The 20,794-nt window shown below is 49.8% G+C and carries 17 protein-coding genes; 11 read left to right on the forward strand and 6 right to left on the reverse strand.

The features are described 5' to 3' along the window. Position 1: 1 nt before the first annotated feature. Genes Q1A69_RS04340 through Q1A69_RS04365 form a run of 6 tightly spaced genes read left to right on the forward strand, consistent with a single transcriptional unit; the run spans position 2 to position 4,171 of the window. Positions 2-1,183 (forward strand): flagellar hook-basal body complex protein, encoded by a 1,182-nt coding sequence (locus tag Q1A69_RS04340; protein WP_299581642.1) that lies wholly within the window; start codon positions 2-4, stop codon positions 1,181-1,183. Further along, positions 1,184-1,948 (forward strand): FliM/FliN family flagellar motor switch protein, encoded by a 765-nt coding sequence (locus Q1A69_RS04345; RefSeq protein ID WP_299581643.1) that lies wholly within the window; start codon positions 1,184-1,186, stop codon positions 1,946-1,948. Positions 1,949-1,956: 8 nt separating this feature from the next. Next, entirely contained in the window at positions 1,957-2,268 is a 312-nt protein-coding gene (locus Q1A69_RS04350) for a FliM/FliN family flagellar motor C-terminal domain-containing protein (protein WP_299581646.1), read from the forward strand. Further along, entirely contained in the window at positions 2,265-2,696 is a 432-nt protein-coding gene (locus tag Q1A69_RS04355; RefSeq protein WP_299581649.1) for a hypothetical protein, read from the forward strand. Before Q1A69_RS04350 ends, Q1A69_RS04355 begins: the two co-directional genes overlap by 4 nt. Further along, positions 2,689-3,447 carry a flagellar type III secretion system pore protein FliP gene (fliP, locus tag Q1A69_RS04360; RefSeq protein ID WP_299581652.1) on the forward strand — a complete coding sequence of 253 codons (759 nt, stop codon included), beginning with the start codon at positions 2,689-2,691 and terminating at the stop codon, positions 3,445-3,447. The genes Q1A69_RS04355 and fliP overlap by 8 nt, the downstream gene beginning before the upstream one ends. A gap of 13 nt (positions 3,448-3,460) precedes the next feature. Further along, positions 3,461-4,171, forward strand: a complete 711-nt coding sequence (locus tag Q1A69_RS04365) for a sigma-70 family RNA polymerase sigma factor (RefSeq protein ID WP_299581655.1) — start codon at positions 3,461-3,463, stop codon at positions 4,169-4,171. Positions 4,172-4,309: 138 nt separating this feature from the next. Here Q1A69_RS04365 and Q1A69_RS04370 read toward each other — a convergent pair whose 3' ends face one another. From Q1A69_RS04370 to argS, 3 genes are all read right to left on the reverse strand, one after another. Further along, on the reverse strand, positions 4,310-5,788 hold the full coding sequence (locus Q1A69_RS04370; protein ID WP_299581658.1) for a nucleoside hydrolase: 1,479 nt from the start codon (positions 5,786-5,788) through the stop codon (positions 4,310-4,312). Positions 5,789-5,992: 204 nt separating this feature from the next. After that, positions 5,993-6,880, reverse strand: coding sequence for an SDR family oxidoreductase (locus Q1A69_RS04375; protein WP_299581661.1), 888 nt, complete (start codon positions 6,878-6,880; stop codon positions 5,993-5,995). A gap of 163 nt (positions 6,881-7,043) precedes the next feature. After that, positions 7,044-8,780 carry an arginine--tRNA ligase gene (gene argS, locus Q1A69_RS04380; protein WP_299581664.1) on the reverse strand — a complete coding sequence of 579 codons (1,737 nt, stop codon included), beginning with the start codon at positions 8,778-8,780 and terminating at the stop codon, positions 7,044-7,046. A gap of 146 nt (positions 8,781-8,926) precedes the next feature. Between argS and sbcB the strand changes: the two genes are divergently transcribed. The 4 genes from sbcB to Q1A69_RS04400 all read left to right on the forward strand — a co-directional run bounded on the left by sbcB (position 8,927) and on the right by Q1A69_RS04400 (position 13,892). Further along, complete coding sequence (gene sbcB, locus Q1A69_RS04385; RefSeq protein ID WP_299581982.1) at positions 8,927-10,378, forward strand: exodeoxyribonuclease I; 1,452 nt, start codon at positions 8,927-8,929, stop codon at positions 10,376-10,378. 115 nt (positions 10,379-10,493) lie between these two features. Further along, a complete protein-coding gene (locus Q1A69_RS04390; protein ID WP_299581985.1) occupies positions 10,494-11,510 on the forward strand; it encodes an aspartate carbamoyltransferase in 1,017 nt (338 codons plus the stop codon). A 118-nt stretch (positions 11,511-11,628) separates the two neighbouring features. Continuing rightward, the gene (locus Q1A69_RS04395; RefSeq protein WP_299581667.1) at positions 11,629-13,056 is read left to right on the forward strand and encodes a nodulation protein NfeD; all 1,428 of its coding nucleotides are present in this window, start codon (positions 11,629-11,631) and stop codon (positions 13,054-13,056) included. 74 nt (positions 13,057-13,130) lie between these two features. After that, positions 13,131-13,892, forward strand: coding sequence for a slipin family protein (locus Q1A69_RS04400; protein WP_299581670.1), 762 nt, complete (start codon positions 13,131-13,133; stop codon positions 13,890-13,892). Between the two features lie 222 nt (positions 13,893-14,114). Here Q1A69_RS04400 and pgi read toward each other — a convergent pair whose 3' ends face one another. The 3 genes from pgi to nhaC all read right to left on the reverse strand — a co-directional run bounded on the left by pgi (position 14,115) and on the right by nhaC (position 19,259). After that, positions 14,115-15,737, reverse strand: a complete 1,623-nt coding sequence (pgi, locus tag Q1A69_RS04405; protein WP_299581673.1) for a glucose-6-phosphate isomerase — start codon at positions 15,735-15,737, stop codon at positions 14,115-14,117. 966 nt (positions 15,738-16,703) lie between these two features. After that, positions 16,704-17,768 (reverse strand): DUF3549 family protein, encoded by a 1,065-nt coding sequence (locus tag Q1A69_RS04410; RefSeq protein WP_299581676.1) that lies wholly within the window; start codon positions 17,766-17,768, stop codon positions 16,704-16,706. Between the two features lie 24 nt (positions 17,769-17,792). Next, entirely contained in the window at positions 17,793-19,259 is a 1,467-nt protein-coding gene (gene nhaC, locus Q1A69_RS04415; protein ID WP_299581679.1) for a Na+/H+ antiporter NhaC, read from the reverse strand. Between the two features lie 317 nt (positions 19,260-19,576). Between nhaC and Q1A69_RS04420 the strand changes: the two genes are divergently transcribed. After that, on the forward strand, positions 19,577-20,746 hold the full coding sequence (locus Q1A69_RS04420; protein WP_299581682.1) for a 1-acyl-sn-glycerol-3-phosphate acyltransferase: 1,170 nt from the start codon (positions 19,577-19,579) through the stop codon (positions 20,744-20,746). Positions 20,747-20,794 lie beyond the last annotated feature (48 nt).

The raw sequence follows: 20,794 nt of genomic DNA on the forward strand, positions 1-20,794 counted from the left end.
TATGTCTCTACTCAGTGTTGTAGGAAATAGTTTATCGGGATTTAAGGCTTTTACTAGGAAGTTAGATAATCTGAGTCATAATGTTGCCAATATGAACTCTCCTGGATTTAAAAAGCAGGATAGTTATTTTAGAGAGCTGAATGATAATCGTCTTGGAGATGGAATAAAATTTGCGGGTTCCAAAACACAATTTACTCAAGGCGATATTTTTAAAACAGGACAAAATACTGATTTAGCTATTGATGGTGATGGATTTTTCATTATAAAAACTAACGATCAGTATCTTTATACTCGAGCAGGACAGTTTGAATTTAATGAAGGTAAACTTGTTGATATTAGCACAGGTGGAGATGTTTTAGCATTATCAGAGTCTGGTGAGCTAACAGAAATTAGTATAGCTGAATGGCAGTCGACTGACTTTATTCCTACAACAGAAGTAAACTTATCTGGTAATTTAAGCTCTCTGGCCGCTGATAATACAGAATTTCCCCTCGCTACGGACCCTCCAATTACAGTAGAGGTTTATGATTCTTTCGGTGCCCTTCATTCACTTACTGTTAAGTATACAAAAGAGGTATCTGGAGAGTGGAAAGCAGAAGTTTTTAATGAAAGCAACAGCTTGGTTGGTGAAGGCTTACTGGGATTTACTTCCGCCGGATCACCGATTTCTGGATTAAATGAGTTTCCGGTAAATCTGCTATTAAATAACGATCTTACACACGAAATTCTTTTCAAATCCGGTGAGGCCGGAGAGTTTGATGGTTTGACAAGTTTTCCTTCTCAAACTAATAGTTTAACTGCGATAAATACTGATGGGCGCGGAGAGGGAATTTTACTTAGCACTGAATTCAATTCTGATGGAAGATTGGTGTTAACTTATTCTAATGGTATGACTGAGGAGCCATTTTCATTGGCCTTAGCTAACTTTTTGGATACAAGTTCTCTTGAGGTAATGTCTAACAGCCTTTTTAAAGCTCAAGGTATCCCGGAGATTATTGCTACTGCTGATGAACCAATTGTTGGAAGTATTAAATCCTCTTCATTGGAGCGTTCAAATGTAGATGTAACGGATGAATTCTCAGAAATTATAATAATTCAGCGGGGATATCAAGCCTGTTCTCAGGTGCTCACTGTTTCTAATCAAATGATCGAAGAATTATATAATAGCTCTAAAGGTCGATAGATGAATAGTAGCAACTTTTATATTTTTTCTAAGGACGAGATTGATAAATTTTATAGCCGGGTATGTGATGAAGTTTTAGGGGCTTCTTTTAAGTGGTTTGGTTGTCAATTTAAGGAGGTTTCGATAAGTAATGCATACTCATTAGATATTGCTGACAAATCCTTTTCAGCTTCATACTATACAGAAAACATAATTGTTGATCTTCCTGAAGATCATAAGTCCATTTTACTGGAAAAGCTATTAAACACAGCAGTTGATGACGATGATTTCGCCCATTTTATAAGCTCCGAATTATTGCTTGAATTTTTCTCTGATTTTATTTCTATTTTTGATGAGAGTCAAAGATTAAGAGCTGTAGATAAAAAATTAGATGATATTATTTTCAATTATGGTTCAGGTTGGATTTCAGTTGAGTTGTACTTTCAGGATGATTTTCTATTCAGGCTGCATCTTAATCAATCGGTTGTTAATGATGTAATTGGCAATAGGAGACAGTTTTTCTCTGATAAGAAAAGAATCTCTAAATTTAACTCATTATTAAAGGATCGTGAGTTAAAATACGCAGCTGAAATAACCCCTGTCCTGTTAAGCTTAAGCCAAATTAAGAATCTTGAAGTTGGTGATGTTATTAGGACAGATAAAAAGGTTAATGAAGAAATTCGTTTAGTTTCTGAAAATGGTCAAGTATGTATTCTCGGGTACCTCTGTAAGAAGGGTTCAAATAGAGCCATATTCTTAAATAGTCCTGGGATAATTGATAGTTAGGAGTTGTTATGTCCTTTGAAAATGAGATCGATGTTTTAGAACCTTCTGAAATGAATGAGAGTAACGGTAAAAAATTGTTTGAACAGATTAACCCAAAGTTTCTTAAAGGGATTGAGGTGGAGGTTAAGGTTGAGCTTGGAAATACGAGTATTTCCTTTGAGAAATTGGCCACTTTATCAGCTGGGAATATCATTCAGCTAGATACACCAACAGATCAATATGTAAATTTAACAGTTGCGGATGAGGTGTTTGCTAAAGGAATTCTTGTGGTTGTTAATGGTTATTATGGTGTGAAAATTGAAGAGGTCTTTAAAGGTTGACATTCCTGGGTTTATTGCGGTTTTTCTTTAGTATGCTTTTGATAGCTGTCTCGGTTCAAGTGGTTGCCGATGATGATCTTATACCTCGTCTGGAGCAGGAGAACCAGCTAGAAGTAGCTCAAAAAGAGTCCGTTGTTTTTAAACAAGATTTAATTCAGGAGGGCTTGTTTTCAAATGCATATTTTGTGGTCTTGTTTTCTTTGGTCGTTATTTTTCTTTTTTTTAAGTTCAATGGTCTTAAAAGACGAGGAGAGTTGTTGAAAGGGAATAATATAGATCTAATTGAGAAAAAAATTATAGATAATAAGCTTATGGCTTATTTGTTGGTTGTTGATGGTAAGCAGACTTTAATTGTACAGCAGCCAGGTAGTATATGTGTGACCCTTTTGTCTGGGGAAGCCAATTTGGAAGTTGATTCTGGTGCCTAAGTTCTCTTTGTTATTGGTTCTTATATTTATTTTAATGCCCATTGATGGTTTTGCACAATCTGACTCAGTTGATTTTTTTGATAATGAATTTACTTTTTCAGTTAATTCTGGTGATAAAGAGAGCGATTTAGCGGCCCCGATTCAAGTCCTATTGTTATTAACACTCCTTAGTGTTGCGCCGGCAATGCTAATGCTATTAACAGCGTTCACAAGAATCGTTATTGTGTTGTCTATGCTGAGGCAAGCATTGGCTATGCCTAGCACACCTCCTAACACTGTGTTGGTAAGTTTTGCTCTCCTCCTAACCATTTATGTAATGTTGCCGGTGTTTGAGGAAGTAAACAGAGCTGCCGTTACGCCTTATATTAATAAGGAGTTATCTTTAAGCAATGCTGTCGATTTGGCGAAGGAACCGATCAAGGAGTTCATGATTAGCCAGACTCGAGAGAAGGATATTACATTAATATCTGACTTATCTAATGTTAATATACCAAGTCAACCTACGGATCTTGATTTATCTATTTTGGTCCCAGCTTTTTTGCTTAGCGAGCTACAATCTGCTTTTTTAATTGGATTTGTTATATTTCTTCCATTTTTAATGATTGACTTAATTGTAGCAAGTGTCCTTATGTCCATGGGTATGATTATGTTGCCACCTACAACTATCTCTCTTCCTATCAAAATACTCGTGTTTGTGCTGATTGAGGGTTGGTCCTTGCTCGCGTATTCATTGGTGGGAAGTTTTAGGTAGTTTATATTTCAAGATGTCTACAGAAGACAGTGAATTAATTGAAAAGTGGGATGCGCTATCTGGTCCAGCTATTGGTTGCGCACGTACCTGGCTTTACGAGTACTATAAAGATTATAGTTTCTACTTGGCTAGACGTATTTATTCCCGCCGAAAATTTACTGGTGTCGATGTTGAAGACCTATATCAGTGGGCTAGCATTGGTTTGTTGGAAGCTATAGATAGATATGATAGGAAAAGAAGTGTTAATTTTAAAACATATGCTTCATTTAGGATTAAAGGTAGTATTATTAATGGATTGGGAAGCTACTCTGAAAGATTAAGTTTTTTTTCCGAGTCATCTGGTAAGATTTCCAGCGGGGAAAATAATAATACTGATGAAAAAGATCTTGAGTCTGATTTATTAAATACTATTGTATCTGCTACTTTAGATTTTGGCTACGCCTATATACTTGATAACTACTGGTGCCTTGAAGATTCTGTTTCTATTGAGTCTCCTTATGCCTCGCCAGAATACAGCGCTTTTTTATTGGAGATGACTGAAAAGCTTGAAAAAATGTCTAATGTGCATCAAGAAATAATACGAATGAAATATGTAGAAGAAGCAAGCTTCGCAGAGATTGCAAAGCATTTATGCTTAAGTAAAACACGAATAGTGCAGCTCCATGTTGAAGCTATAAATACTCTTCGTAAGTTAATGAATAAAAACTTTTCTTTAGAGTGCTAAATAAAGCTCTTGTATTTTCACTGTGGTTTGCCAACACAGAACTCAGTTCTGTGTTGGCAAGTATAATATTATTTTGATTTGGAGGCTGATTATTTGCTAGATTCTATTGAGCTATCTGAAATAGTCTTTATATCGGATTTAAAAATTTATAGCACGACATCTCGGCCCCTTCCGCGCAGAATTAAAACGATCACGCAGACGCTCAATCATCGCTGTACGAGCAGCGTCATGGTTGATGCCAATAACCACATTCACTTCCAAGCCCTTGCCGTTTTCTGTAAAGGTGGTTTTGCCCACGGTGGGGTCGAAGGTGATGGGGTCATAAGGCGTCATGCTGTCGGCCAGGCCAGCATTTAGTTGGTCGACTTCGATAAACCCAGGTATCAGATCCATCTCCAGAGTTTCAGGCTCCAACAGCACCAGTGCGGCGATAATATCCCACAGGCGAATAACGGCATCCATGGCGAAGTCGCCGTTACCCTGGAAATCTCCACCTTCAAATTCTCGGATGGAGCTGAGCAGTTTGGAGGTATAGCAGGCTTCCGGAGTTGCACGGCGTTTAGCCAGGGCTTCGATGGTATTGCCCTGTACTTTGGCCATATCGGTGGAGTTGGTGGGCACCAGATAGGTTTCAATATTATTTTCGCTCAGGGCGTCAAAAGCCCACTGTGCACTTAGGGGGTCGAGCAGAATATTGAATTCCTGGTGGGTGCTGAAGTCGCTTTCACAGCCGAAGCTTGGGTGAGAAAAAATATTCCCGCCCAAGTTACGGGATTTATCGCCGAAGCAAGCAGCCTCGTGATTTGCGGTGAAGGGTTCGTAATTTTCAAAGCCGCCGCCCATCATTATCACACGGTCAATTTTAGACAGCTGTTCTTCATTGGCCTTGCCGAGTACGCGGGCCAGGGTGGTCAGTTTGCCGGTATTGAAAACGACTGGAGACTGTTCCAGGTTATCCAGTGTTTCCAGGATAATGTCTTCGGCCAGTTCAAACTTAAAGGAAACACCATTGTTGCCCTGGTAGCGATAGTGATCCTGTTTTGCCCGGGGAATCAAATGGTCGGTGCCGTATAGAGTGGAGCCGTTGTCGCGCCAGGGGCCGGGTACATACTGGCCATAGAGATTAATGCCCATGGCATTGCGGCGTTCCAGGTTCCAGGTGCCGGTGCTGAAATCTGAGGAGTTGGGCAGCTGGTAATCATCGCGGCCAGCTACAGCTTTTTCGTCATTTACCGGAGCGCTGGAAGCCTTACCGTTAGCCCCGTAGGCGACCTCTTCTGTGGCAAAGTAGGCACCGCGAATCACTTTAGTATCGTTGTTGCCCAGCCACTCGAGGATGTTGTAAACCGTATTGGCTCCGTGCGCTACAGTATTGAAGGAGTCTTCAACCACTGCCAGTTCCAGGGTATAGCGCGGGTCTTTGGCAATTAGCATCAATGCTACGGCATCGTCAAAGTTATTGAAGTCGCCGATCCAGATAATCGGTTGGGCATCTTCATTCTTGGTTGCTTGGTGCAGGCGCTTTCCATGGCGACCATTATCCGCATGGCAGGAGGCCAGGGTTGCAAAGCTACCCAGAATCAGAGCACCAGCAGAAAGCCAACGTTTTAATTTCATCTATATTTCCCTAAGGTTCGAGTGTCTTAAATTGGCGATTTCACGACTCCTCCCTGAGTCGATAAATGGCCACTCCTGTAATAACTGCCATTAACGCTTGTTAGCTATAAATAGTGCTCAATTACAAAAGTTAATGCCGGCGTAAACACCGGCACAGGTACATCCCTATACCATTTGTTTTTTTTATTGGTTTTCCATTAGATCTTAATTCTGGATAAAAGATTTCAGGTTGCGTGCCAGTTGCTGAGGCAATGTTTCGGTCCCTTTGATGCCCAGGTTTGTTAAGCGTGATTTATCCAGCTGACAATTGTAGGGGCGCGGTACTGAAAAATTAGGTTCGCTCTCTGCGCTGATATGGTCAGCACTCAACTCGCATACTTCGGCAATAATATGGGCAAGTTCAAAACGGGTGCAGGCAGTGTCGCCGCTCCACTGATAGATTCCTTCAAACTGGGTACCTCCTTGGGTTTTCGACAAGCATTTCTCCAATACTTCTGCCACTTCCTCCACACTGGTGGGAAAACGAATTGCCCAGTGATCCAGTGTGACCGGTTTTTGTTCTCGCAGTGTCTCTAATAGGGCGGTAACACCCGATTCCTCCAGGTAGGAGACGGGTCCAAACAGCCAGGGCAACCTTAATACCCAATGGTTACCGTTGTTCAGTACCGCTTCCTCTCCTGCCAATTTGCTGCGGCCATAGAAATTCACGGGATTGGGTGTGTCATCGGAAGTGTAGGGTGGGGCAGTACCATCAAAGACATAGTCGGTGCTGATATACACCAACTGAGCATTGATTTCGCTACAGTACTTTGCCAATAACTCAGTACTGCCGACATTGAGCTGCCAGGCGGTATCTGGATTATCGGCACAGCGGTCAGGCCAGCGCTCGGCGGCACAGTGGATTACCACATCCGGCTTAATTTCCAGCAGAGAAGCTTTTACCGCGCTGCTATCCGATAAGTCCAGGCGAATTAACTTTTCGCCTGCGCGAGAAAAAGCGGTTCCGGTTACAGAAAAAGTAGGGTTGTTGGAAAGTTGCTTAAATACACTACGGCCCAGCAGGCCGGAGGCGCCGGTAATCAGGATTTTCACGGGTTACTTTCCTTCGATTAGGCCGGTGGGGAAAAGGTGGCCTATGTGGGGCAATGGATGGTGTGGAATGGTTTGGCGGGAGACAGAGGAAGTCTGCCCGCCAGAGAGCCGCCCGGCCAGCCTGCCTGCATGGTTGCTGGAGGTGGGGCCGGGCAGGAACAATTTACATTTGCTCCATGACTTCAATCCCGAGCAAGCCGAGGCCAGTCGCGATCGTACTGGCCACCAGGTTACATAATTGCAGGCGGCTATGTTTTTGCTCTTCGCTTACGCCTTCTTTCAGTACCGGGCAGGCTTCGTAGAAGCTCATATAGGCACTGGCCAGCTCATACAGGTAGGTGCAGAGCACGTGTGGGAAGGTGTCTTTGGCTACCTGATCCAGCACTTCGCCAAACTGGCTTAATTTAATGGCTAGGGCGCGCTCCTGCGGGCTTTCCAGTTGGATATTGCCTTTCAGTTCGCTGGGCTCAATACCGGCTTTACGGAAAATACTGCGTACGCGGGTATAAGCATACTGTAGGTAAGGGGCGGTGTTGCCCTCAAAGCTCAGCATGGATTCCCAGCTGAAGATGTAATCGTTAGTGCGGGTTTTGCTTAGGTCTGCATATTTCACTGCGCCGATGCCCACCTTGCGCGCGATTTCTGCACAGGTTTTTGTATCCAGCTCCGGGTTTTTCTCGGCTACCAGTTTTTCCGCGCGCTCTACCGCTTCGTCCAGCAGGGCGGCCAGTTTTACAGTACCACCGCTGCGGGTTTTAAAGGGCTTTCCGTCGTCGCCCATCATGGTGCCAAAAGTGCAGTGTTCCAGGGCGGTAGATTCTGGAGTAAAGCCCGCTTTGCGCGAGGCGACAAAGGTCTGCTGCAAGTGTAGGGATTGGCGCGCATCCACTACGTAGAGGATGCGGTCGGCATTGAGCTGGTTGGTGCGGTAGCGGATAGCGGCCAGATCGGTGGTGGCGTACAGGTAGCCGCCGCCTTTCTTCTGGATAATCATCGGGCTGGGGTTGCCCTCTTTATCGGCCATCTCTTCCAGGAAGATTACGATCGCCCCCTGGTCCTCTACGGCGATGCCACTATCCAGCAGCTCTTTAACCAGTACCGGCAGATCGTCGTTGTAGCGACTCTCGGCATAGATGTCGCCCTGCTCAAGGGTAACATTCAGTTTGGAATAGATTTCTTCACAGTGACTGATGGAGATATCGATAAACTGTTTCCACAGTTTCAGGCACTGCTCGTCGCCACCTTGCAGTTTTACCACGTAGCCGCGAGCGCGGTCGGCGAAGCCTTCCTCGTCGTCGAAGCGCACCTTGGCTTCGCGATAGAACACTTCCAGGTCGGCCAGCGCCACCTCTGCATCGCTGTCTGCCAGCTTATCGGACAGGTGCGCCAGCAGCATGCCGAATTGGGTGCCCCAGTCGCCCATATGGTTTTGGCGAACCACCTTGTGACCCTGGAACTCCAGCAGACGCGCCAGGGCATCACCGATAATGGTGGTGCGCAGGTGGCCTACGTGCATTTCTTTGGCGAGGTTGGGGGAGGAGTAGTCGATGACTACGGTCTTTGGTTCTTGCGCTGCGGCGACATTCAGGCGTTTGTTACTCTGGGCGGCCCACAGTTGCTGGCCCAGCCACTGCTCACTCAGGTGGATATTGAGGAAGCCCGGACCGGCGATCTCGACCTTTTCGATCATATCGCCCTTATCCAGTTGCTCCAGGATCTTGCCAGCCAGCTCGCGGGGGTTGGTGCTCATGCGCTTGGCGGCGCCCATAGCGCCGTTGGCTTGGTAGTCGCCAAATCCGGCTTTTTTCGCAGGTGCCACGATGGGGCCGCATTCTTCGGGGATACCGGCGGCGAGCATGGCGGCCTGGAATTTGTCGGAGAGGAGTTGGCGAATATTCATAGAGTGAAGCGCTGTCTTAAATTCGTGGAAACGCCGAATTTTAAAGGGCGGTGGCGGCTTTGCAACCAACGTTTTCGGACTGAGGTGGTTGGCTGTGGTCCAAATCTGTGCCCAGGTGTCCAGATAGCGTGGCGCTCGGTGGTATGATGCCGCCAAATTATGGAGGTACCGTGAGTTCAAGCACACTTTATTGGCACGATTATGAAACCTGGGGCACAAATCCTGGTGCCGACAAGCCGGCGCAGTTTGCCGGTATCAGGACCGACGAAGCACTGAATATCGTCGGTGAGCCACTGATGATTTACTGCCGCCCTTCGTTAGACTGCCTGCCGCAGCCGATGGCGAGCCTGGTGACCGGCATCAGTCCGCAAAAAGCCCTGGCCAATGGCGTGCCGGAGATTGAATTTATTCAGCGCATTCTCGCTGAACTCGGTGCGCCGGGCACCTGTGGAGTGGGTTACAACAGTTTACGTTTTGACGATGAAGTCACCCGCTACACCCTATATCGCAACCTTCTCGACCCCTATGAGCGCGAGTGGCGCTCCGGCAACAGCCGCTGGGATATTATCGATATGGTGCGTCTCACCTATGCCCTGCGCCCCGAGGGCATTCAGTGGCCGACTCGCGAAGACGGTGCGCCGTCCTTCCGCCTGGAAGAGTTGACCGCCGCGAATAATATTGCCCACGAGGGTGCCCACGATGCGCTCTCGGATGTTCACGCCACTATCGATATGGCGCGGTTGATTCGCAAACAACAACCGAAGCTTTACGATTATGTGTTCCGCCTGCGCCGCAAGCAGGAAGTGGCCAAGATGATCGATATGCGCGAGCGTCGCCCACTGCTGCATATCTCCGGTAAAGTCTCCGCCAATCATGGGCATCTGACTTATGTCATGCCCCTGGCCAGCCATCCGGTTAACCGCAATGCGGTGATCGTCGCCAACTTGGCGATGGACCCCGAACCCTTGCTCAACCTGGATGCCGATAGCCTGCGCGAGCGCCTCTACACATCCCGCGACAAGCTCGGTGAGGGCGAATTGCCTGTGGGTCTGAAATTGGTGCATTTGAATAAGTGCCCGGTGCTGGCGCCGGCGAATATGCTTGACGACAAGCGCGCCGCTGAGCTGAGCATCGACCGTGCTGTCTGCGAAGCCAATTGGCAGAAACTCAAAGATATCGACTTGACCGAGAAATTGCACAATGTGTTCCTGGACCGGGAGTTTCCACCGAAAGATGTTGAGGCTGACCTGTATGGAGGTTTCCTCAATGATGCGGATCGGGATATCTGCCGTGAGCTGCACCGGGGCTTGGCTACCCGCGGGCCGGAAGCGCTGGCTGGAGAAATACCTTTTAGTGACAAGCGCCTGCCGGAGCTTCTATTCCGTATGCGCGCGCGCAACTTCCCAGAGACGTTGTCGGAAGAGGAGCAACAGCGTTGGCAGATTTGGTGTTTCCAGCGTTTAACCGATTCCACCGCTGGAGCTTCCATCACCCTGGAGGATTACTTCCGCCAGTTGTCTGAGCTGCGGGTGCAGCACCCGCAACGGGCGACTCTGCTTACCGAATTGGAAAACTGGGGTGATAGCCTGTTGGCTTGATTCCGGCTTTTCTACCCCGTTAGCGGTGTATCTGGACTGGGTTCTGTAACTGGGGCCGAGTAGAATGCCGCTCGCGAAGAACCGGCGCCCACAAGGCGCAACCACTGGAGTAACCATGGACTTTATCGGAGCCAATATCCTGTCCGTCAGCCAGTTTGAGCGTGCCGACATTGAGCGCGTCTTTAATGTTGCTGACGCCATGACCCCCTATGCCCAGCGTGAAAAAGTAACACGTGTGCTCGAGGGGGCGATTCTCGGCAATATGTTTATGGAGCCGAGTACGCGCACTCGCCTGAGCTTTGGCGCTGCTTTTAACTTGCTGGGCGGTACCGTGCGTGAAACTGTGGGAATTACCGCCAGTGCAATGGCCAAGGGGGAGTCTCTCTACGATACGGCGCGGGTACTGTCGGGTTACAGCGATGTGATCTGTATGCGCCACCCCAAAGAGGGTTCGGTGGCTGAGTTTGCCGAGGCGAGTCGTGTTCCGGTGGTCAACGGCGGTGACGGTGCCAATGAGCATCCAACCCAGGCGCTGCTGGACCTCTACACTATTCGCAAGGAGCTGGCGGGGCACAACCGTACTCTGGACGATTTTCGTATCGCCATGATCGGCGACCTCAAGCACGGTCGTACAGTGCACTCCCTATGCAAGTTACTGTGCTTGTTCGGCAAGGTACACATTACCCTGGTATCGCCGCCGGAACTGGCGATGCCCGAGGAAATCGTGGAGAAGTTGCGTGCGGTAGGGCACGAGGTGACCGTCACCGATCAGCTGGAGACCTCGATCGCCCATGTGGATATTGTGTACTCCACACGCATTCAGGAAGAGCGTTTTTCTTCTCAGGATGAGGCCAACCGCTACCGCGGGCGCTTCCGTTTAAACCGGGCGATTTTTACCCGCTATGCGGAGCCCAATACGGTGATCATGCACCCTCTGCCAAGGGATTCTCGCGCCGAAGCGAATGAATTGGATACCGATCTGAACGAACACCCCAGTCTGGCAATCTTCCGCCAGACGGATAACGGCCTGCTGGTGCGTATGGCACTGTTTGCGTTGCTGCTGGGGGTGGAAGGCCAAGTGGACGAGTATGCCCGTGAGGTTCACTGGCACAGTCGCCGCAACCAGGTATAACGCCAGCAGAGCTTGTTTACGGATAGGACCGCACTTTTCTGTTAATCTGATTGGGTTGCCCGGCCATAACCGTTGAGGTTGGCCTGGGCACCTCCGCAATCGCATCAGGGAAAGATGCATGTCGAACTCGATAACGCCTGCGGTTTTCTTGCGCGGCGCGCTTACGCTGGCGCTGCTCTTTATCGTTTTAATGTCGAAAAGTGCCGCTCAGGAGGACACCTCTCCCCATGTGGCACTGCTGTCTATTGATGGTGCTATAGGTCCAGCCACGACAGATTATTTTAAGCGCGCTACCGAGGAGGCCGGAGAGCGCGGTGCAGCCTTAATCATTGTGCATATCGACACCCCCGGGGGGCTCGATGCGGCGTCTCGCGATATTATCCAGCACATTCTCGCCTCCCCGATCCCGATTGCCACTTTTGTCTATCCCTCTGGTGCCCGTGCTGCTAGTGCCGGTACCTATATCCTCTATGCCAGCCAAATAGCCGCTATGGCGCCGGCCACCACCCTCGGTGCCGCTACACCGGTGCAGATCGGTGGGCCACCGGGAACTCCGGGTCCGGGCAGCAAGCCACAAGAGAGTGAAGAAAAAGAGAAAAAAGAAAAGCAAGACGGTGAGGGAGAAAGCGAAGAGGGCAAGAAGGAAGAACCGCTGTCCGGCACGGCCATGGAGCGCAAGGTCGTTAATGATTCCATTGCTTTTATTCGCGGTTTGGCCCAGCGCCATGGGCGCAATGCAGATTGGGCAGAAAAGGCTGTGCGGGAAGCTGCGACCCTCACGGCTGCGGAAGCACTCGAGCTGAATGTGGTCGATATCGTCGCCAAGAATGACCAGGATCTGCTCAAGCAGATTGCTGGGCGCAAGGTTTCTCTTGATTCTGGGGAGATTACCATTTCAGCAGAAATTGCACAGCTGCCTATAAAAGAGTACGAGCCGGATTGGCGCAATGAATTGCTGGCACTGATTACCAATCCGCAAGTGGCTTATATTCTTTTGCTGATAGGTATTTACGGCCTGATTTTTGAAGGCTATAGCCCCGGTGCTTTTGTCCCTGGAATAGTCGGGGTTATCTGTTTGCTATTGGCATTTTATGCCCTGCAAGTTTTGCCAATTAATTACGTCGGTCTGGCGCTGATTATTGTTGGGGCACTATTGATTGTGGCAGAAGTATTCATGCCCAGTTTTGGCGCTTTGGGAATCGGCGGGATTATCGCCTTAGTGATTGGTTCGGTCATGTTGATCGATACTGATGTGCCTGGAATGCAGGTGTCGCGCAAACTGATCGCGGCTATTGCCGGAGTGAGTGGAATCTTTCTCCTGGGTCTGCTGCTGGCTGTGGGCAGGAGTTTGCGTAAACCACGACTCGCCTCAGATCAAGCCCTGGTAGGGCGTACGGCGCTTGTCAGTAATGTGCACGAAAATGAAGTATTAGTGCATCTCGATGGAGAAATATGGCGTGCTCATTGTGAAACGCCTCTCGAGCCTGGGCAGCGGGTGCGAATTGTCGCCCAGCGCGGTTTGTTGCTTTATGTGGAGCCCGGATAGAAATAAGGTTTAGTCTTCAATAAGGGCATTTTTGCTCTATCAAATTTTGCAGGTGGTTACAGGGAGAGAGAAGCATGGTCGGTTATTTTGTTGGGCTGTTAGTGCTCGCGATATTGTTGCTGCTGATGTATGCCATCCGCGTCTTGCGCGAATATGAGCGTGCGGTGGTATTTTTTCTGGGACGTTTCCAAACTGTTAAAGGCCCTGGCCTGATTATTATTATCCCTATCATTCAGACGATGGAGCGGGTGGATTTGCGCACGATCGTGATGGATGTGCCTTCCCAGGATGTGATTAGCCGCGATAACGTCTCAGTAAAGGTCAATGCTGTGGTTTATTACCGGGTGATTAATTCACAGTCGGCGATTATTAATGTCGAGTTTTATCACGAGGCGGTCAGTCAGTTGGCGCAGACTACCTTGCGTTCAGTACTGGGTAAGCATGAATTGGATGAAATGCTTTCCGAGCGGGACAAGCTTAATGTGGATATTCAGAAAATTCTCGATGAGCAGACTGATGCTTGGGGTGTTAAAGTCACCAATGTTGAAATAAAACATATCGACCTGGATGAGAGTATGGTGCGCGCGATTGCTCAGCAGGCTGAGGCGGAGCGGGCCCGACGTGCCAAAGTGATTCATGCGGAGGGTGAGGCGCAAGCGGCATTGAAATTGACTGAGGCGGCTAACCAATTATCGCAAAATCCGAATGCTATCACCCTGCGTTATATGCAAACGATGGTTGATATTTCCAGTGCCAATAACAGCTCAACAATCGTGTTTCCGCTACCTTTGGATCTGGTTGAGCCATTACTTAAAAATCGTATCGACGCCAAATAAACCATTTCATGGGTTATTGCTCAGTGAACAAGAATAAATTGGCATGCCAGTATTTGGTAAGGTGGTTATTTTGGGGGTAGCTATTGAGTGTGGCTGGCTACTCAGGCATTGAATAAGTGAATGGATTGTTTCCAAGTGAGTTTTGCAAAAAAAAGGCCGTATTTTAAATGCGGCCTTACTTGTTTTAAGAAGGTACTTTTCAAAGCTAGTAGAGAAATCTTTTTACAGCAGTTTTTCCATCAGGCTGCGAGTAGAACTATCCCAGTTTTCGGGTATCGCGGCTTCGGCAGATTGATAAATTTGGGAACTCAATTGCTTGCCCAGCTCTACACCCCATTGATCAAAAGGGTTGATTCCCAGCAGACATCCACTTGAGAAAACTTTATGCTCGTAAAGAGCGAGTAGAGCGCCCAGGTGGTGAGGATCGAGTTTTTCCAGGATCAAGGTGTTACTGGGACGGTTGCCGGGGATGGCTTTGTGCGGAGCCAGTGAATGAGCCTCGCGGTGTGTATGGCCGGCCTCTTCCAGTTCCTGGCGGGCATCGTGTAAGGATTTTCCACGCAATAAGGCTTGGCTCTGGCTAATACAGCAGGCCAATAACCAGCGATGCTGCTCGTGTAATTCGGAAGTGGGTTGCTTAATGGCGATAAAATCTGCGGGAATCAGGTCGGTGCCCTGGTGCAATAGTTGGTGGAAGGAGTGCTGTCCGTTGGTGCCCTCCGCGCCCCAGACCACACCGCCACTGGGGTATCCCAGCGGCTTGCCGTCTCTATCCACGCTTTTGCCCAAACTTTCCATATCGAGCTGCTGCATCCAGGCGGGAAATTTGGACAAGCGCTGTGCGTAGGGCAGGACCACTTGGCTTTTGGTGCTCCAGCACTGACGGTACCAGAACTGGATAAGAGCCAGCAGTACCGGCAGGTTTTCCTGCAGGGGAGCCTGGGCAAAATGGTTGTCCATACTGTGGGCGCCGGCCAATAACGCCTTATAAACGCTGTAGCCACAAGCGAGGATAATCGGCAGACCGATAGCGGACCACAGGGAGTAGCGGCCCCCCACCCAATCCCAGATAGGAAAAATATTTTCTGGAGTAATGCCGAAGTCCTGTGCTGCAACTATGTTGCTGCTAACCGCAACAAAGTGCTGGGCCAGTTGCTTCTCATTTGAGCCGGCGGCCAGTATCCAGCGGCGTGCGCTCAGAGCGTTTTCCCGTGTCTCCAGGGTGGAAAATGACTTGGAAGCAATAATAAACAGGGTTTCTTCCGGGTTCAGGTCCTCTAGGGTGTCACTCAGGTCGGCGCCATCAATATTCGCCACAAAATGTACGTGAATGCGATCCCTATGCCAGGGTGTCAGGGCTTCGACCACCATGCGTGGGCCGAGATCGGAGCCTCCAATACCGATATTGACAATATGGCGGATGGGTTTTCCGTTAAATCCCAGCCATTCTTTACTGTGTACCTTATTGGCAAATCGCTGCATTTGTACGCGGCAATCAGCTACGGCGCGTTCGTGTTCAGTCTTTGCGTCTCCTTGAAAGCGCAGTGCTGTGTGCAGCGCAGGGCGACGCTCAGTGTTGTTGATACTGGCTCCGCTGAGGAGGGCCGAAATTTTGCTGTTTAGATTCTGCTCTTCGGCATAGTCGATCAATAATTGCAAAGTATCCTGGCGTAGGTGATTTTTACTGAAGTCCAAGTAGATACCCGCGGCCTCGCAGCTGAAATTTTCTACGCGTTGCGGATCGGTAGCGAAAAGTTCACGCAGGGACCACTTTTGTTCTTCGAAATGTGCTTGCAGTTGTCGAATAGCTGCGGCGCGACTTAGGGCCAGGGTTTCACTTGTCATGGTGATCTTTGATTCGCTCTCTTGTGAGGAGTTTTTTTTGCAGTTTTGTGCGCGTTTACTGGTACTTGCTTTCAAAAGGTTGGCAATGCTATCGCATTCCCTGTGCCGGGCTGATACCTAAGGCGTTACAGTGTATTACAAGGGGGGAGTATTCGTTAAGAATGAGCTACCAAAAAAACAAATGCCGCTCGTTAAAGCGGCATTTGGTGGTGATTCATACTAAATAATGCTTAGTTATTTGTGTACCTACTAGGGCAAATTTTATCAAAACCTCATTTAGTATGAATCACCACGCTGTTCTGCTTGAAATGATTCTACTTCACCACTTTCATGCAGCGTACTCTGTCTGAAGCCATCCAGCAGTCAGCATCTGCAGGACAAGCCATAGAAGTTGGAATTTGTTCAGCGCCTGGTGGGCAGTAAGCTGGCGGTGCCGGAGGGCTACAGCAACCTGCTAGAACCAGTGCACTGATAATTCCGATTAAGTACTTGGCTGGAGTGAAATTCATCCCCTAACTCCTTTCCGTTGATGTTAGCCATTAGCATAGCCAATAAAACGTCACCTGTTGGTCAGCTTTGTAAAATGTGCTTTACAAAGATACCGCCTAATTGAGTGTAATAGGCGCAGGGAGAAAATAACGGTCAGAGGTTAAGTCAAGAAGAAAGCGATGCCAGTTTATTTGTTTTTGCGCTGTAAAAACTGTGTTTTCTGGGTATCTCGTTTTTTTTGGAACGGAATTGTCTTTCCAATATTGTTTTAGTGGTTTGCCTTTTGGGTTGGAGTATAAATTTTAGATGCTTTTCTTTTTTGCTGGGCAAAAGGTCCAAAAAATTGGCGGCTCTTTACCTATCGAAAAGCGGCTGAATGGGTCAGAAGAAAAGAGGCGCTGAGGAATTTCTGAGAGGACGATTATGCCGGTAAGGTAATGAAATAGATGGAGCCCCATCTATTTCATTATTCACGCGTTAGTGGGTAGGCTTTGGACCGTGCAGGAAATTACCGAATGCCTGCGCCAGAGCCTCCTCCCGTGCTGGATTGCGCAATACGCCCAATAAAGAGGCGCGGACCAGGGGGAGAAACATCAAGTCGGAGAGCAGTAAGTTGAATGTGCTCTGGTTGTTACTGTGTGCCAGCGCATTCAACCACAACTTGGCCAATTCTTGCTCCTGAAGATCCTGTGGGCAGCGGCTGCCGATGGCAGCGAGCAACTCGATAGGGGGCGAAGTGGATTCGGGCCGTTGTTGCGTTTGTTGTTGTAACAGTTCCTGTAGCAGGGTGCGGCGCAGGCCCTGTGCGGGGGAGTGGGAAATACCGCGCACGGCCGCGGCGATTATCGCGTAGTCCGGGATGTCACTGTGCAAAGACGCACGTGCACACATGGCGATGGCCTCCGCCAACTGGTGATCAATCGATTCATTTTCCAAGCAGTGGCACAGGTTGATCAACACTGGTGCGGCAATGTGGGGTAACTGGCGCAGAAGGAGAGCTTTATTGTTCTTCCAGTGTACGGCGAGGTCGGCAATGCCCTGTAGTGCCAAGTTGTCCCAGCGAGATTCTTGCGGATTGTGCAAATAGCCGAGCGTAGCGGCATAGTGAGCGCTGGGCTCACGTTTCAGAAGCAGCCCTGTGTGGGCGTGAAAGGTGGCCTGTCGTTCAGTCGAGGGGGTGAACAGGAGGCCGCTTTGCTGCAGCAACTGGTCTAACTGTGCGGCAGATTCCGAAGCGGATCCCTGTTTAAGTTCTTGTGCCAGTGCGCGCAACAGGTTGTCGCGAGCGGACAATTGCAGCTTGCCCTGTTCATCGAGGGGGAAGCGCAGGAACCAGACAATCGGCTCCCCGCCCTCTGCGGGTTGTAGCAGAAGTCCGCACCAGGCCTGGCGTAAGTAAGGGTGGGGCCAAACCTGTTGCCCCGCCTCGAAGGCCTCAGCGGTGGACTTGGATACAGGCTGCAGGCGCCGGCCCATATCAAACCAATGCAATTTAAAATCCGCCTCTTGTATCAGGGCGCTCAGGGTACCGCTTTCACTCATGGGGGCTTGTCGATTTCCTTTTTCTTAAGTTGCCGTAGCCGCCACAGAGATGGGCTTTTGCTTAAAGTGCAACCAGCCGTAGGCGATTGCCAGCAGTGGGCAAATAATGTTGAACAGGGCGTAGGGCAGATAGTAAATAGTTTGGATGCCGAGGGTGGCGGCCATAAAGGCTCCACAAGTGTTCCAGGGAATCAGTACCGAAGTAATAGTGCCGGAGTCCTCCAGAGTGCGGGACAGATTCAGCCCGTGCAGGCCTTTTTCGGCAAAGGCCTCACGGAACATGCGGCCGGGAATAATGATGGCCATGTACTGGTCGCCGGCGGCGAGGTTCATGCCAAAACAGGTGAGTACTGTGGACGTGACCAAGCCACCGACTGTTTTGATTTGGGCTAGTGTCCAGTTGACGATTACCTGAAGGAAGCCAGCGCGCTCCATGGCGCCGCCGAAAGCCATGGCGGAGGTGATCAACCATACGGTATTGAGCATGCTGCTCATACCACCTTTAGATAAGAGTTCGGCCACATTTTCATTGGCGGAGGTGGACTTGTAGCCATCGAACAGGCTGTACCAAGCGCCTTTCAATGGGGCTAAAAAGCCCTCTCCGCCACCGAGGCGGCGAGCGCTTTCTGGTTCGATAATTAGGGCGATTACGCAGCCAACGAGGGAGCCAATGATCAGCGTCGGAAAGGCCGGGACTTTGCGCCAAGCCATGGCCAGTAGCAAGACTAGCGGTAACAGGCTCACCATAGAGATATTGAATTCACTTTTTAACGCGTTTAGTAGCGACTCGATATCGGTGGCGGAGGCAGTGCTGGTTTCGGTGGTAAAACCGAGGAAAGCAAAAACCGCTAGGGCAATGACGAAGGCTGGAATCGCGGTCGACATCATGTGGCGGATATGCTGGAACAGGTCGTTTGAGGTTACCGCTGCGGCCACGTTGGTGGTGTCGGATAGCGGGGACATCTTATCGCCGAAGTAGGCGCCGGAAATCACAGCGCCAGCGGTGACTTCCAGGGAGAGGCCCAGGGCACCGGCAATACCCATTAGTGCGACACCGAGTGTGCCAGCGGTGGTCCAGCTGGAACCGATACTGAGGCCCACCACCGCACAGATAATACAGCTGGCGGCATAGAACCACTGGGGCGAGAGTATCTGTACGCCGTAATAAATCATGGATGGCACAGTGCCGGCCAGAATCCAGCTGCCGATCAGAGCACCCACTGCCAGTAGTATGAGGATCGCACCGAATACCAGACCGATGCCGTGTAACATACCGCCTTCCATATTACTCCAGCTATGGCCATTCTTCATGCCCATCAGAGCAACCACACAGGCGCATAACAGCAGTGCGATTTGGTTCGGACCGTAGGAAGAGTCGGCGCCGTAGAAGTAGACCGACAGCGAGAGGAGCGCGATCAGGACGCCCAAGGGGATCAGCGCATCCAGTAGGCTGGGTGTACGCGGTTCGTTATTGGGGCTGGCTTGAGACAAGGTGGACTCCTGCTTGACTGCGTGGCATGTGCCGTATTCGTTATTTTTGTCGTCGGCGACGGTTAATCCTCCTATTCTCTCGGCTTGGGGCGGTGAAGTCTACTTTCAATAACGAATAGAGCGGGAGGACCTTTTGGCTGACTGATTCGTCTAAGAGGGATTCCTACGCTTCGGTCAGGTATCTGGTCAGGTGAGGTGCTGGCAGTTCGGCGAGGCTTCCGGTATGTTCTGCGCCGATTTCTTATCCCGGCCATCCTGTGGCCGCACAATAAAATGAGCCCGGGCCGCTAGTCGTAGGTCCGGCAGGTAGTGATTTCATGAGAGCAAGTGAGTTAGACCCCGCTCAATTTGAGGATATGCGCCCCTATCGCGATGAGGAAGTGCGCGATGTTCTGGACCGGTTGATTGCCGATCCGGAGATGTCCCACGCCGTAGCCCATTTCCTCATCCCCAAACTGGCGCGTTTGGAAGGGCCATTGGCCTGGCTGGTACGCCAATTCCTACGCTTTGAGTTTCGTAAAGTACACGACGTGCGCGGTGTGCAGGCGGTTGTAGAAAAGTACATCGACAAGGTTGTGAATCGCACCACCTCCGGGCTGACGATCAGCGGGCTGGATACTCTGCCGCGGGATCGCGCCTGCCTGTTTGTGAGCAATCACCGGGATATCGCCATGGACCCGGCCTTCGCGATTGTCTCTATGTACAAAGAGGGGCATGAGACTTCGCGTATCGCCATTGGCGACAACCTGCTCAGCAAGCAATTTGCCAGCGATATCATGAAGCTCAATAAGTGTTTTACGGTCAAACGCAGCTCGGGCAGCCGCCGCGAAAAACTGCAGTCGGCCTCCAAGTTATCCAATTACATCTATCACTCCATTGTGAACGACAACGAGCATGTGTGGATCGCACAGCGCTCTGGGCGTGCGAAGGACGGCATGGATCGGACGAATCCAGCCTTGGCGGCTATGTTCGCGATGACTAAGGATCGAGATACCCCTTTTGCCGATTTCTGGCGCAAGCTGCACATCGTGCCGCTGTCCATTTCTTACGAGTGGGACCCCTGCGACGGTCAGAAAGCCAAGGAGCTCTACGTTACCGAGCACAAGGAAGAGTATAAGAAGGCGAAGAACGAGGACCTCGCTTCTATTGGCAAGGGTGTTATCGGCTTCAAAGGGCGTGTGCACACCGCTTTTGGCACGCCCATCGAGGCGGACTTCAATGATGTTAACAGCGTCGCCGAGGAGATCGATCGGCAGGTCGTTGGTAATTACACCCTGCACCCCACCAACCTGATCGCCTATGAGAAGATCTATGGTGAGGTGTCCGGGTTGCCGGTGGGTTACCCCCACAAGCCTTGGGATGCTGGGGAGCACCGGGAAACCTGCGAGAAGTTTGAGGCACGCATGGCCAAGATCGATGAGCGCTGGCGCGACAAGGCTATCCAGGCTTATGCCAATCCGGTGGTTTCGCGTTTGGCGTTTGAGTGATTGCCACCCGGCAGCGATGCTGTTGCGGCGCTGGTGGCGAGGGGACGC

It is taken from the genome of uncultured Microbulbifer sp., from assembly GCF_947498635.1.
Lineage (GTDB): Bacteria > Pseudomonadota > Gammaproteobacteria > Pseudomonadales > Cellvibrionaceae > Microbulbifer > Microbulbifer echini.